Source organism: Paenibacillus sp. JSM ZJ436 (assembly GCF_044383795.1).
GTDB lineage: Bacteria > Bacillota > Bacilli > Paenibacillales > Paenibacillaceae > Paenibacillus_AQ > Paenibacillus_AQ algicola.
Map to the genome: position 1 here is coordinate 222,345 of NZ_JBISEO010000002.1, position 14,480 is coordinate 236,824.

A 14,480-nucleotide genomic window follows, 5' to 3' on the forward strand; every position below is an offset into this window, starting at 1 on the left:
AAAAACAGATCCTCTTTTTGCAAAGACGCTCTGCTGCTCTCCTTCTACAATGAACCTATACGCGATTGTTGCAGAAGGAGGGAGTTATTGTGGAGCAGCATTCCCACACATCATTTAACCGTTACCCCATTAATCGGCTAAAATCACCGGAGTTCGTTAACGAGCTGCAAAGCGGCATCGACGCTTTCACAGCGCATATTCTAACGGGCGCGGATCATCCGGAGCCTGCCGGCCCTCTTCGGGTCTGCCTCGACGGGACCCATGGCGCGCATTTCAAGAGTCTGACCTCTGCGCTGGAGCAGGTCTGTATAGAGCAAAAAAAATCACTGCACATCCTTCACACCGCTGCCTATCTGAAGCCGGAGGCTCAGCTGCGGGAGGAGATGGCCCGTTATCTGACAGATAACCGGGCTTTCGGCTATACCGCGCAGGAGGTGCGCCCGATGAATTATTTCCGGGAAGACGCCTTGGCTCAGGTCCAGCAGGATTTGAACGCCCCCGGCATTGACATTTGTGTGCTGGCAGGGCCTGGTGCCGCTCTGCTGACCCCGGGTTGGCCGCAGCTGTCTTACTATATTGACCTTTCCCGGGAAAACCAGCAGCTGCTGCATTCACAGGGTATGGGCAGCTTCGGCCTGGGGAATACCGCAGACAAGGTTGAAACCTATAAGGACTGTTATTTCCTGCAATGGCCGGTCTGGGAGCCGTACCGCCGGGACTGGCTGCATCATTTCGGGCAGCTCTCTGCAGCAGGTCATGAAGCCTGCTATATGGATCTGAACCGGGATGAGCAGCCGGTATTTCTGCCGGTTACTGCTCTGCATCGTATGCTTGATCAGCTGGCGGGCCAGCCGTTCCGGGTAAAGCCGTTTTTTGCACCGGGCATTTGGGGCGGGCAGTATCTGAAGGAGCTGTGTGACCTGCCCAAAGAGTGGGACAACTGCGCCTGGGGCTTTGAGCCGATTGCGCCGGAGAACACGCTGCTGATCGGGGTGGAGGACCAGGTTCTGGAGCTTCCCTTCCCTCTCCTGATGGAAGCCGCGCCGAGCTCCATTCTGGGAACGCGGAATGCGGAGCTGTTCGGGGACTATTTTCCAATTCGGTTCGACTTTCTGGATACGATGGACGGCGGGCGCTTGAGCGTGCAGGTGCATCCGCAGCAGCAATATATTGAACAGGTTTTTAATGAGCATATGACACAGCAGGAATCCTATTACGTGATGGAGCACAAGCCCGGCTCGACGGTGTATCTGGGATTGACCACGGGAACGACCAAGGACATTCTGCTGGACGCCGTGGAGGAAGCTCATGCCACCAGCGTTCCGCTCGATGTTCCCCGATATGTAAATGAATATACAGCGGAAAAAGGGGCGCTCTACCTTATTCCGCCCGGCACCGTGCACTGCTCCGGACAGAACAATCTCGTGCTTGAGATCTCCTCGACCCCGTGGTGGTTTACGTTCAAAATTTACGATTATTTGCGCCGGGATGCCGATGGCAAGCCGCGCCCGATGAATCCGGGGCATGCCCGCCAGAACATCAAGAACGACATGGACACCCAAGCCGCCGAGAATGGCCTGATCCCAAAGCCAGTCGCCGTTCGGCGCCAGGGCGACAATCTGGAGGAGCTGCTGGGCCAGCGGGAGGATCTGCTGTTTCAGGTGAAACGGCTGAAGCTGACAGATGTCTGGACCGATGACACCAATGGTGAGTTTGTCATGTTTAATCTGGTAGAGGGCCAGCGGGTCCGCCTGATCCCGTTAGACAAAACATCCGCGGCGGTGGAGTGGGGCTATGCCGAGGCGTACATTGTTCCCGCAAGTCTCGGGCCTTATCGGCTGGAGAATGCATCAGAGGGCCCGTGCACGCTGATTGCCGCCCGGGTCAGCCCGGAGTGGAATCACCCCCTGCTGCCATTCACCCGCGCGCTGAGCGGAGCGCAGTTCCAGTGACGTCTGTCGTGACGGGAACAAGTGTCAAGGACTCGGCGGTGCGGCCCAAGCTTACACTAGTCCTGGATGCCGGAGGCACCATGCTCAAGGGCGCCGTGCTGCGTAATGGCAAGCGTGTGCCCGGCATTCAATTGAAGCAGCCTTCCCGCGCCCAGGACGATGCAGCACACATCGTCGCCGGATTCGCCCATGCCTGTATAGACCTGCTGGAGCAGTACCTCTCTCAGGAGCAAGGGCTGGAGGGAAGGCTGAATGCAGGGCGACTGGAGGGGCTGCAGGACGAACGGCTGAAAGTGTCCCATCCGATAGGGATCGGCTTTGCTTTTCCGGGGCCTTTTGATTACAAGGAGGGCATCGCCCTTCTGCAGGGGGTCGGCAAATACGATGCCTTGTATGGTCAGTCCGTTCGAAGCCTGCTGAAGCAGCAGCTTCTCTCGCTGAAAACAGCTTTTCCGGCGCCGGCCTTGAACGCGCTGGCTGAGGCCGACATCCGTTTCGGCAATGATGCGCTTATGTTCGGGGCAGGGGCAGCCCTGCGGTACCCTTGTGAGCGGCTCATCTGCCTGACGCTCGGGACCGGACTCGGCTCCGCGTTTATCGACCGGGGCCGCGTCGTCGCTGGCGTTCAGGGAGTGCCTGCGAGCGGAATGCTGTATGCACAGACCTTTGAGGGAGCGCCCGTGGACGACCAGTTCGGGCGGCGCGGCCTGCTGCAGTTAGCCGCCTCTCAAGGCTTGCTGCAGCCTGATATGGATGTAGCGGAGCTGGCGGCTGCAGCGGCGGCAGGTGATGAGCCTTGCCTGGCGCTGTTTCACTCCTACGGCGAACGGCTCGGAAGCATGCTGCTGCCTTATGTGATGGATTTCCGTCCAGACCGAATTCTCCTGGGCGGACAGATCTCCAACAGCTGGGAACTGTGGAGAGCTGCTCTGCAGCGCATCCTTGCGCCCAGCGGCGTCAGCCTGGTTCAGCTGCCGGATACGATGTCCTGTGTGTACCAGGGCATCCATCGGCTTTTTGAAGAAGATGAGCAGGATTGAAAACCACTTTACAGCCAAGACCGAAGCGGCTGGTGATCCGAGCCGAGCCGAATTTATTTGAAACTGGAGGTCATTTTACGATGAGCGCTATTCCGAAAAACAATCATAAGCCTTCCCGTCCCTGGACAATCTACGCCATTCACCACTCTCATACAGACATTGGCTATACCGAGCGTCAGGAGCGCATTGAGCAGTACCATGTGGATTTCATCCGTCAGGCCGTAAAAATATCCGAAGCCGCGCACCGTGGAGAGCGACCGGATTGGAAGCCGTTCCGGTGGACCTGCGAGACTTTTTGGGCGGTGGAAAAATTTCTGGAGTCTGCTTCTGCAGATGAGCAGGAAGCCTTCCAGCAGGCTGTCCTTCGGGGAGATATTGAGCTGTCCGGTACGTATCTCAATATGACGGAGCTGCCGGATTACGATCTGCTGCTTCGCAATCACAGCAAGGCGCAGCAATATGCAGCCACCTTTGGCCACCACATCGACAGCGCCATGACCGCCGACATTAACGGCTACAGCTGGGGGTATGCCTCGAGCCTGCTTGAGAACAACATTCAGCACCTGTTCTCCTGCATTCACACGCACCATGGCATGTATCCGCTGGGACGCAAGCAGACGCCATTCTGGTGGGAAACGCCAGACGGTGAGAAGCTGCTCGTATGGAACGGCGAGCATTATATGTTCGGCAACGAGCTCGGGTTCTGCCCGGATGCGCTCGGCAAGTACATGGCCCGGGATGAAATCCAGCATAACCTGATGGAGCCGGAAGAGCTTCACAATGAAATTGCCGAGATCCGGATTAACCGCTATTTGTGGAATCTGGAGCAAGAGGAGTATCCGTACGGCTTCGTACCCATTATGGTATCGGGTCTGGGAACGGATAACGCCTCTCCGAACAGTGATATTGCAACCTGGATTGCGGACTGGAACGCCCGGTACGGCGAGCAGATTATGATTCAGCAGACTACGCTGACTGAATTTTTCTCGGTGCTGAAGCAGCAGGATCTTTCCGGCATTCCGGTGCACCGCGGCGACTGGCCGGACTGGTGGACCGACGGTGTAGCGTCGACCGCGATGCATACTCAGATTTACCGGGATGCCCAGCGCACGCTGCGCAAGGTCAAGTCTCTGGATCCGCAGCATCAGGCGGTTTCGGCAGCGCGTGTAGAGGAGGCGGCCCAGGCACTGACGATGTACGCAGAGCACACCTGGGGCTACCATTCCTCCGTGTGGGAGCCATGGCATCCACAGGTGCAAATGCTGGAGGTCCGCAAGCAGGCATATGCCGCTCAAGCAAGCGTGCTGGCGCACCGGGCACTGGATGAGACGCTGGCGGCTCGGGGCAGTGCCCTGCTGGCTCCGCACCGGGCGCTGCGCTACGAGGTGATTAACACCGAGCCCCGTGAAGCCACGCTGCAGGTGACGCTGCCGCTGGACTCTTGGGAGATGGTCATTCTCGACAAGCAGTACGAGCTGATTGATGAAGCTGACGGCTCGACCCTGGCATGCCAGCCGACCCGCTCGCTGCAGCTGGTGACGGAGCTGACACTGGCACCGGGAGAATCCCGGAAGCTGCTGCTGCGCCAGGTTGATCCCAGCGAGGTCTCCCCGTCCCAGCGCATCATGACTGCCCGGAACATAGCTTCTGTCGCGGCGGATGGTGTGGACGATGTCCGCAAAGCGACTGCGCCGGAGGGCCGCATCGTATTCAGCAGCCAGGCGGTGGAATCGGACAGCCTGCGCATTGAGTGGCAGGAGGGCGTCGGCATTACCGCATGGTATGACAAGCAGCGTGATGCAGACCTGCTGGACCCGGAGCGCAAGCATGCTCCGTTCACACCGGTGTATGAGGTCACGCCGGCAGCCGATCTCAGTGATGCGCAGCAGGTTGTAGGCGCCCGCTCCCGCATGGGGCGCAACCGCAAAGGACCGAATGTCCAGCGGGACGCCGGGCGTCTGTCCCGGGTGAAGCTGCTGGATAACGGACCGCTGTTCGCGCTTGTAGAGTTTGTGTTTGAGGTTAAGGGCATGTCCTACTACGCCCTGCACGTCAAAATGTATACGCAGCAGCCTCGCGTTGAGGTCGGAGTGCGCTTCCATAAGGACAGCGTATGGCTGGCGGAGAATGTTTATGTGGCGCTGCCGTTTACGCTGGGTGCGGACGCAGAGCTATATGCAGATAAAGCGGGCAGCCCGGTTCGCCCATGGGTCGATCAGCTTCCTTACAGCCTGCTGGATTATACCAGCGTGCAGGAGGGTCTTTTCTGGCAGGACGCCGGGCAAGGCGACGTGCTGGCTCTGTCCATGCCGGATACGCCGCTCGTGCAGCTCGGCTCCCTGGATCCGCAGCCTCGCCTGCTGCACGGTATGCAGGCCGAGGGCAGCCGTCCATCCACGTATGCTTGGATCCTGACGAACTACTGGGAGACCAATTTCAAAGCAACGCTCGGCGGTTTTTACGAGTTCCGCTATGCCGTGGAAGCACTCCGCGGCATCGCCAAGCCGGAGCAAGCCGTGCAGGCGCTGCACGCCTCCACGGGCGGCTTCACCGTGCACCGCATTTAAGAAATCACCCCCGCTGTGTTTGGTCAGGACCGCATTTAGCAGACATGAAAAAAAGCCCTAGACTGCAAGCTGACGCCGGTACTCAACCGGCGTCAGCTTATTTAGTTTTCCCTTTGCTCTTCCCTTGTTGTAGGAGTGAACGTATTCCTCCATTCGCCTTTGTGCCTCTTCAATGCTACTCATGTGATAAGCAATGATTTCACCGCTGGGGATGCTTTATTCAGTGAATACATAAGCTTTAAGCTCCTGAAATTCGTCCTTTTTCCCCATTAGCCATTCCACTTCATCATGACTTGCCATTTAATTTACATGATCCTCGTCGAGAATGATTTGAACTGCTGGTATTAACTCCTTATTTCCCTCATCCATTTCATCTAAAATAAAAGGAATAGCCGGAACACCAAGATCCACCAATGCTTTAATTTTTCTTCGTCACTCAGCTTGTTGGAGCTAACAGTTTCATGAACTTTGCCTGGCGTTAAAGATAGCTGCTTTTTCCATTGGAGAGAAAATTCATTTCCTGTCTCCCAAGCTCCTCTTCTCTTAAGATCGACTTTAGAGATTTTTTCAGCAGCCATAGGTGTGCACGGGTGCGGCGGCACGGCGCAGGTGTACCCGGCGGAGGGCCGCGGGCGCTTCGGCGACGGAACGAACGCGCTTTTTCGCGTTCGTTGGGGCCGCGGGCGCCTCGGCGGCGGAGCGAACGCGCTTTTTCGCGTTCGTTGGGGCCGCGGGCGCTTCGGCGGCGGAACGAACGCGCTTTTTCGCGTTCGTTGGGGCCGCGGGCGCTTCAGCGGCGGAACGAACGCGCTTTTTCGCGTTCGTTGGGGCCGCAGGCGCTTCGGCGGGGTAACGAACGCGCTTTTTCGCGTTCGTTGGGGCCGCGGGCGCTTCGGCGACGGAACGAACGCGCTTTTTCGCGTTCGTTGGGGCCGCGGGCGCCTCGGCGGGGTAACGAACGCGCTTTTTCGCGTTCGTTGGGGCCGCGGGCGCTTCGGCGGCGGAACGAACGCGCTTTTTCGCGTTCGTTGGGGCCGCGGGCGCTTCGGCGGGGTAACGAACGCGCTTTTTCGCGTTCGTTGGGGCCGCAGGCGCTTCGGCGACGGAACGAACGCGCTTTTTCGCGTTCGTCCCGCCCGCCAGCGCACCCGCACCCACGCTCCCCCGCACCCACACCAAAAATCCCGCCGGCGCACCGCAGAATCAACTCTGCACATGCGCCAGCGGGATCGCCGGCTTGACTTGCATTCACTTTTACAACTGGTTCAGATAGTTGTTCTTCACCCAGTTCATGCTGTTCTCGATGCTCTGCAGCGGCGGGTTCTGGCAAACGTCCTGCTCCACGATCAGCCACTGGGTTCCTGCGTCCGAGGCTGCCTGGATGACCGCCGGCAGATCCACAACGCCCTGGCTCAGCTCCAGGGTCTTGATATTGCCCTCAGCATCCTTGTCAAAATCCTTCAAGTGCAGCAGCGGCAGGCGTCCGGCATACTTGTTGATGTAAGCAATCGGGTCATGACCGGCAAACTGGACCCAGCATACGTCCATCTCTACCTGAACATATTCCGGAGAAGTCGCCGCGTACATCGCATCAAATACGGTTTCGCTGCCGACCTGATCCGTAAATTCAAATGCGTGGTTGTGATACCCAAACACCATTCCCTGCTTCGCAGCTTCCGCTCCCGCTTCCTCCAGGAACGAGAACAGCGCTTTCCAATCTTCCTCGGTTTCCCGGTCTTCCGGGGCCACGTAAGGACACATCATGTACTTCGCGCCAATGGTTTTCAGGTACTGGATCTCCTTCTGCAGATCCTCCCGGAGCAGATGCAGTCCCACATGTGCGCCGATCGCCTTTAAGCCGAGCTCGTCCAGCAGACTCTTCATTTCCTCTGCCGGGATACCGCCGTAGCCTGCAAATTCCACGCCCTCATAGCCGAGCTCTGCGACCTTGCGAAGGGTGCCCTTGAAGTCAGCCGCCGTTTCGTCACGCAGTGTGTACAATTGCAAACCGATACCCATTTTTCTCATTTGCGAAGACACCTCTATTCAAAAGTTTAAATGATTGCTCTATCTGGTACCATCATAATGTATTTTAAGCTAAAATGAACATAAACTATATTCCATCTACATGAACTATCTGCTTATTTTTACATTGAGGTGTTGATTTCATGCCAGAGGCCAGACTGCTGATCTGCGACTATTCTTACCATAGCGCGACATTTCATACGAGTCACAAAAACGGATTGACTACCTATCTGTTCCGTCTGCAGACCGAAGGGTCATGTACGGTATTTTGCAATGGCCAGGAGCACCATGTTCAGGCAGGAGACCTGCTGCTGCTGGAGCCGGGCGATGTTTACGAGCTGCAAATCCGGGAGGATCAGGACGGGCGTTTGGCGAGCGGCGATTATTATATGTTCTGTGACGGAGAGTGGATCAAGCAATGGTGGAAAAGGATGAACCGCCAGCGGGTCAGCCGCATTCCGATGGACGACCATATGCTCGGCCTGTGGAGACAGCTGCTGCTGGAGAAGCGCCGGGGACTGGAAGGCGAGAATGGCGAGCTGATCGGGTATTTGCTGCGGGGGCTGTGTCTTTGTCTAGACCGGGCAATGACGGAAAATAAAACCGCTGACCGCTCCGCCTTTACCGCCTTGCGGCTGAAACGGTTTATCGAGGAGCATGCGACCGTCACCTTCAAGCTGGAGGAAGCGGCCTTGCATGTCGGGCTGAGCCTGTCCCGGGCCGTCCAGCTGTTCAAAGCCTGCTATGGCAAAACGATGATTCAATACGCGCTGGAAATTCGCCTGAACGCCGCCGTGGAGCGAATGAAATACAGCTCCATGACGCTGGAGGAAATTGCAGAAACCTGCGGCTTTGCCAGCTATTCGTATTTTCACCGGGTGTTCCGTTCCAAATACGGCATGCCGCCTGTGAAGTACAGAGAGAAGAAGCAGCAGATGACGCTCCCCGCCGAGCCGCTGCCATAACGCGGGAGCCTGTGAGGGAAACCCTCGATCTGCGGTTTCATCGCAACCCGGGATATGTTAGATTAGAGCCAGAAACTTTGCAGCTTTATAGGAGATGAATAGGATGAATCTTGCCCAGCCGCTGGATGATCTGGAATGGCAGGAGCTGATTGAAGATACTGCACAATATTTTAATGAAATTATGCTGAAGCGCGGATTCCAGTACTATAAGCAGCAGCGTGTACGCGACCTGGAGATCACGGATTCCGGAGACATCAGCGCCGGTGTATCCGGCACCGAGCCGTATTATGTACGCCTGTATCCTGCCGATCTTCAGCGCAGCATATGCAGCTGTCCGGTCGAAACACGCTGCAAGCATCTCGCTGCGGCCTTGCTGGAGGCCGCTTCCCGGCAGGGACGGTCGATCACGGCGCTCGTGAACGCCCACTCCGCCCCGCTGCTGTCACGCCGCAGCAAAGTGACTTCAGCAGCACGCGGCACAGGCACTCCCCAGGACGAGCTTGATCACGGTAAGCCTCAGCTCCAGAAGCTGCTTCAAACCGCTCCGCGGTTAGGGGAGCTTTCCATTGCGGAGTGGCATGAATTTTTCCGCCAAGCCTCGCTGCTGCCGGGTGTCGCTGTGACGCATTCGATGTACTCCCGCAGCGCGATGGATGCCATTCAGCAGCTCAAGCCAGCAGGCGCAAAGCTGAGCATGGCGTCCTTTACTACGCTGTATGATTTCAACGCGAGCCTGTTTATTCTGGGTCAGCTGATTGGACAGTCCAAGAACAGCAATGGTGCGACCCTGTTCATGGGCTACCATGTGCAAATGGCAGCAGAGCAGCTGCTGAATAGCATGACGAACCAGCTGGACTCCGGCAAATGGAGCTTTCGCATTCAGGAAATGAAGGAACGCGAGACCTTGCTGCTGCAGGGTACGATTGATTTTTTGCGTGACAAGATGCTCTCCGGTGCACCCAAAAGCCCAACCTACTATCAGGTGTACAGTCTGCTTTGGGCCCGAGGAATTGCACCCTACAGCTTCAATGCCGCCTTTTATGAGCGGGAGCTGCAGCAGCTGGAGACGGCCGCTAACGAGAAGCAGCCCCCGGCTTCGAGCTCTATCAGCCTGATGGCATCTGCCCTGATGCACTTTTATTTGAAGCAGGACGAGGCTTGCTGGGACAAGCTGTACGGCGCCGATGAAGTCATGCACATCCATCCTTATGATCTGTTTCAATTTCTGGATGCCGTGGAGCAAAATAAAGACGGGCACCGGCTTGTTCGCTGGCTGGTAGAAACGGGGCCGCTGTTTGCCCATTACAATAATCCATACATGAGCCAGTATATGAGCTTCTGGGAGCAGGCTTTAGAATGGGTTCCTCAAGCAGAGGCCCAGATGTGGGACACACTCACCGCGATGCTTCCGTTCTCCAAAGTCATCTACGACGATGCCCTGTGGAGCCGCGGACAGTGGCGCCGCTGGATCGATCTGCAGCTGAGCACCGAGCGCGAGCCGCTGGATTATCGTGTCAGTGTGCTGGCACCCATTGAAAAAGAAGAGCCGGAGCTGCTCCTCCCCTTCTATCATCAGGCCGTGGAGCGCTATGTGCTGCAGAAGAACCGCAGCAGCTACAAATCAGCAGTCAAGCTGCTGAAACGGCTGGCCAAGCTGTACAAGAAGCTGAAGCAGCCGGAGCGCTGGGAGCTGTTTCTGGATGCATTTATCGAACGTCACAGCAGACTTCGTGCCCTGCATGAAGAAATGCGGAGAGGAAAGCTGTTATCATGATCGGATCTGCCCTGACTATCCATGTACAAATTACGCTAAGCGCCTACGGCGATGCGCTGATCTACGGTTCCCTGGACTCCGGTGCTTACGTGCCCGGCCTCTACCTGAAGCAGCGGCTGTTCGCTTGGCACGAGGAATCTTTTTATGGCACCGCCCTGGAGGTGCAGAAGCTTCAGGAGGTGGAGCTCGTCGTCCTGCCTGCCGAGCAGGTGCTGCCCTACTTTGCGAAGCTGCCCCTGCTCTCTCACATATCATGGAAATGGGGCGAGGAGAGCCTGCCCTTTATTGAAGCAGCCCCCGCTCTGATGGAGCTTGTCCGCAGCCGGAAATTCGTGCCTGAATTTGAAGCCTACCGAGAAGGCCGGCTGCAATGGCTGTGGGAATCCCGGCAGCTGGAGCCGTCCAGCCGTTCGGTGGTGGCTCAACTGCAGGAGGACCCCCTGTTCAGTGCAGGAATCCGGTCTGCCTTCACAGCAGCGGTGTTCCAGCAGAGCTACGGCACGGAGGCGGCGGCAGCTGACCTGCGGCGGGAATATCCGCTCCTGTTCGCTGCGGATCGCTCCGCCGCCGCCGGTATGGACGCCGAGGCCTGGCTGCTGTCCATCGGCTGGAAAGCCGATACCGCGCCGTTTCGTCCCCTGCTGCAGCTGCTGGAGCCGGAGGAGGAAGAGACTCACTGGCGCCTGACGCTGGTGCTGCAGGACAAGGAGGATCACTCCAGCCTCATGCCGATCACGCTCTCCGGCGATGGAGCGGCCTCCGGTAGCTGGCCCGAGAGCTGGACGCCGTTTGTGACGGAGCGTGCAGCGGGATGGCTGGAACGGCTGCGCGGCGCACTGCCGGACGGAATGCTGTCCGGCGGTGACGATCTGTTCGGCGAGCCGCTTACCGGCGAGGAGGCCTGGCGCTTTCTGAGCGCTGAAAGCCAGCGTTTGCTGCAAACCGGCTGGCAGGTGCTGCTGCCGGCATGGTGGGAGGCGGCCAGCCGCAAGCGGCCGCGGCTGCGCGCGAAATTACGCTCGGGCGAAGGCCAGGAACGCGGTCAAGGCAGCTCCCTGTTCGGCCTGGATTCGCTCGTCAATTTCGATTGGCGGATTGCAATCGGCAATGCCGATCTGAGCGAAGCCGAGTTTGCACAGCTGGTTGCACAGAACCAGCGGCTCGTGAAATTCCGGGGCCAGTGGATTGCGCTCGACCCGGCGCTTATTGCCCAAATCCGCCAGGCGATGGCAGGTGTGGACCCTTCGGAGGGACTGTCCTTTCAGGATATTTTGCACCTGCATCTTCTGGAGAGCGGACAGGCGGATGAGGATGAGAGCTCTTCCGAGGACAGCGAGGACAAATCGCCGGAGCGCATCCGGCTGGAGGTAGAGCTCAACGAGCATCTGCTGCACCTTATCTCCCAGCTTGGAGGCCAGAGCGAATGGCCGCAAATGCCTGTGCCGGCCGGCCTTAGGGCAGAGCTGCGGCATTACCAGCATGAGGGATATTCCTGGCTCGCCTTCCTGCGCCGGTTCGGTCTCGGGGCTTGTCTGGCAGACGATATGGGCCTTGGCAAAACCATTCAATACATTACCTACCTCCTGCATATGAAGGAAGCTGCGATAGAAGAAGCCCGCATGCAGGATGGAAATAGGATGGAAGCTGCTTCAGACAAAGACCACGACGCAGGCGCCGGCGACCAAGGCCGGCCTGCTCGCACGCCTTCCCTGCTGATCTGCCCCACCTCGGTGCTTGGAAACTGGCAGAAGGAGCTGAGCCGCTTTGGGCCATCCATTCGCGTCATGCTCCATTATGGCAGCAAGCGGTACAGCAGCGAGGAATTCCTGGCCGAAGCGATGGAGGCGGACCTTGTCCTGACCTCCTATGCGACCGCAGCGCTGGATCAGGAGCTGCTGCAGGGCATGAAGTGGGATTCCATCTGCCTGGACGAAGCGCAAAATATTAAAAATGCGCAGACGAAGCAGTCCACAGCGGTACGGAGCTTTCCGGCAAGGCATCGCATTGCCCTGACCGGAACGCCGATCGAGAACAAGCTGGCGGAGCTGTGGTCCATCTATGATTTTATTAATCCCGGCTATTTGGGCGGATTACGGGCGTTCACGCAGCGCTTTATTCAGGCTATTGAGAAGGGGCAGAGCGAAGAGAAAACCGCTGATCTGCAAAAGCTCGTCAAGCCATTCATGCTGCGACGCAAGAAAAAAGACCCCCATATCCAGCTAGACCTGCCGGATAAAAACGAGATGAAAACCTACATTCATCTGACCCAGGAGCAGGGCGTCTTGTACGATCAGACGGTCAATCAGCTGCTGGAGCAGATGAACAAGCTGGAAGGCATTGAGCGCAAAGGCGCCATTCTATCCACCTTGACCCGGCTGAAGCAGCTGTGCGATCATCCGCTCCTGATCAGCCGCGAGGCGCTGCCGCTGAAGGAGAAGGAATCCGCCGAAGGGTTGTCCTCTCGTCAGCTGCAGCCGGCAGGTTTGGCAGAGCAAAGCGCTCTGGAGGGTGACCCTGCAGGGGAAGCCGCAACAGGCAGGCGAGGCTCCAAGGCCTCATCCTCCACGCCGCAGCTGGATACGGAGAGCATCATCAGCCGCTCAGCCAAGCTGGAGCGCCTGATCGCGCTCGTCAAAGAGCTGCGGGAAGAGGGCGAGCGCTGTCTCATCTTCACGCAATACATCGGCATGGGCGAGATGCTGCAGCAGGTGCTGCGCCAAGAGCTCGGCGAGCCGGTGCTGTATCTGAATGGCAGCACGACCAAGACCGCCCGGGACAAAATGATCGAGCAGTTCCAGTCGCAGGTCCTGCCGGCAGAGCAGCAGCCCGGTGTGTTTATTCTATCGCTGAAGGCCGGCGGCGTCGGCCTAAATCTGACGGCTGCGAACCATGTATTTCACTACGACCGCTGGTGGAACCCGGCAGTTGAGAATCAGGCGACCGACCGCGCCTATCGAATGGGCCAAACCAAGGATGTACAGGTGCATAAATTTATTGCCCTGGGCACGCTGGAGGAACGGATTGATGAGATGCTGGAGAGCAAGCAGCAGCTGAGCGACAACATTATTACTTCAAGTGAGGGCTGGATTACGGAGCTGTCCACGGAAGAGCTGAAGGATTTGTTTACCTTAAAACGAGACTGGGCGTAAGCCGGAAAGAGCAATGCCCTGCCGGGCTTTAGGCATAGAACACCGCGATACGCGGCCTGTGAAATTTATGAAAATCGTAAATTTGAGCCAGGAGGAGATTCATTAATGTCTTTTATGAAGCCCTCGCTGATTCAGGCCTATGGCAGCTACGAGATTCCCGATATGATTCAACGCCTGTTCCAGCTGAGTCATTCACTTGCAGCACAAGGTATCGACATGAGCATGATTGGCTTTCGCATGGAGGATAGCTATTTTGCTTATTCTATTACACCGCCGGACCTTATTCCTTTTGCCAGCACTGGGGGGGATGGCATTCACTTCGGTTTTTTAACCGAATTCGGGAGGATCTCCCAGCTGGAGGAAGCCAGCATTGTCTGTGTCACTCCTACAGACGATCCTCCTATCCGCTTGATGGCACGAAACCTTCAGGAGTTTCTGGATCTGATTGTATCCGTTCATCACGTAGAAACCCTGGAACGCTGGTGGGCGTACAAAGGTCTGAACCAGCCCCCATGGGAGGAAGAAGCCTGGGCTGACGATACTCCGCTGTGGCTTCAAGAACACCATCAGGTCATCCAGGAAGCACTGAAGCAGCATTTTGGAGCAGCCCCCCGGCCAGTCCTCCCCTATTTCCAGGAGATCCTGCTGGAAAGGCAGCAAAATTGCGCGATTGACACTTCCGACGGATTGGGAATCGTAGGCAGCTCTGCTGCCTCTGCTGGACGCTATCCCTTTAGGGACGGGTGTCCGGAGGATGAGGCGGAGCTGCAGCGGATGAGCGCTTTTTTTATGACGTCCTGTCTGGAAGAGAAGCTTGCGATGCTCCGGGATTTAAACTTCAGGTATGTGCATGATGCTATGGGCCCTCCTTCTCCCGTTTTTGAATTAATGCAGCAATTTCTGCTTTCACTTGTCCTGCAGGCGGAGGCTGACCGAATGTTTGTCATTGATCGCTTCGAATGATAGAGCCGTACATCGCTTAAGGCCCGCAGCTCATTCACCATCCCT

11 protein-coding genes are annotated in these 14,480 nt (G+C 57.4%); 7 read left to right on the forward strand and 4 right to left on the reverse strand.

Translation table 11 applies throughout. The features are described 5' to 3' along the window. The first annotated feature begins 89 nt into the window (after window positions 1-89). From ACH6EH_RS03380 to ACH6EH_RS03390, 3 genes are read left to right on the forward strand one after another with little or no spacing between them, the layout of a single operon-like run. Entirely contained in the window at window positions 90-1,952 is a 1,863-nt protein-coding gene (locus tag ACH6EH_RS03380) for a class I mannose-6-phosphate isomerase (RefSeq protein ID WP_397331113.1), read from the forward strand. Continuing rightward, window positions 1,949-2,992, forward strand: a complete 1,044-nt coding sequence (locus tag ACH6EH_RS03385) for an ROK family protein (protein ID WP_397331114.1) — start codon at window positions 1,949-1,951, stop codon at window positions 2,990-2,992. The genes ACH6EH_RS03380 and ACH6EH_RS03385 overlap by 4 nt, the downstream gene beginning before the upstream one ends. Next, window positions 2,989-5,559: a glycoside hydrolase family 38 N-terminal domain-containing protein gene (locus tag ACH6EH_RS03390; RefSeq protein ID WP_397331115.1), complete on the forward strand. Its 2,571-nt coding sequence runs from the start codon at window positions 2,989-2,991 to the stop codon at window positions 5,557-5,559. The genes ACH6EH_RS03385 and ACH6EH_RS03390 overlap by 4 nt, the downstream gene beginning before the upstream one ends. A 57-nt stretch (window positions 5,560-5,616) precedes the next feature. Here ACH6EH_RS03390 and ACH6EH_RS03395 read toward each other — a convergent pair whose 3' ends face one another. The 4 genes from ACH6EH_RS03395 to ACH6EH_RS03410 all read right to left on the reverse strand — a co-directional run bounded on the left by ACH6EH_RS03395 (window position 5,617) and on the right by ACH6EH_RS03410 (window position 7,587). After that, entirely contained in the window at window positions 5,617-5,742 is a 126-nt protein-coding gene (locus ACH6EH_RS03395) for an IS3 family transposase (protein WP_397331116.1), read from the reverse strand. A 191-nt stretch (window positions 5,743-5,933) separates the two neighbouring features. Beyond that, complete coding sequence (locus tag ACH6EH_RS03400) at window positions 5,934-6,137, reverse strand: hypothetical protein (protein ID WP_397331117.1); 204 nt, start codon at window positions 6,135-6,137, stop codon at window positions 5,934-5,936. After that, window positions 6,127-6,717 carry a hypothetical protein gene (locus tag ACH6EH_RS03405; protein WP_397331118.1) on the reverse strand — a complete coding sequence of 197 codons (591 nt, stop codon included), beginning with the start codon at window positions 6,715-6,717 and terminating at the stop codon, window positions 6,127-6,129. Before ACH6EH_RS03405 ends, ACH6EH_RS03400 begins: the two co-directional genes overlap by 11 nt. Before the next feature lie 96 nt (window positions 6,718-6,813). Continuing rightward, on the reverse strand, window positions 6,814-7,587 hold the full coding sequence (locus ACH6EH_RS03410) for a sugar phosphate isomerase/epimerase family protein (protein WP_397331119.1): 774 nt from the start codon (window positions 7,585-7,587) through the stop codon (window positions 6,814-6,816). Between the two features lie 140 nt (window positions 7,588-7,727). Between ACH6EH_RS03410 and ACH6EH_RS03415 the strand changes: the two genes are divergently transcribed. The 4 genes from ACH6EH_RS03415 to ACH6EH_RS03430 all read left to right on the forward strand — a co-directional run bounded on the left by ACH6EH_RS03415 (window position 7,728) and on the right by ACH6EH_RS03430 (window position 14,435). Then, on the forward strand, window positions 7,728-8,549 hold the full coding sequence (locus tag ACH6EH_RS03415; protein ID WP_397331120.1) for an AraC family transcriptional regulator: 822 nt from the start codon (window positions 7,728-7,730) through the stop codon (window positions 8,547-8,549). A 103-nt stretch (window positions 8,550-8,652) separates the two neighbouring features. Further along, the gene (locus ACH6EH_RS03420) at window positions 8,653-10,323 is read left to right on the forward strand and encodes an SWIM zinc finger family protein (RefSeq protein ID WP_397331121.1); all 1,671 of its coding nucleotides are present in this window, start codon (window positions 8,653-8,655) and stop codon (window positions 10,321-10,323) included. Further along, on the forward strand, window positions 10,320-13,472 hold the full coding sequence (locus tag ACH6EH_RS03425) for a DEAD/DEAH box helicase (protein WP_397331122.1): 3,153 nt from the start codon (window positions 10,320-10,322) through the stop codon (window positions 13,470-13,472). Before ACH6EH_RS03420 ends, ACH6EH_RS03425 begins: the two co-directional genes overlap by 4 nt. Window positions 13,473-13,577: 105 nt before the next feature. Further along, complete coding sequence (locus ACH6EH_RS03430) at window positions 13,578-14,435, forward strand: glycosyltransferase family protein (RefSeq protein ID WP_397331123.1); 858 nt, start codon at window positions 13,578-13,580, stop codon at window positions 14,433-14,435. The last annotated feature ends 45 nt before the right edge of the window (window positions 14,436-14,480 follow it).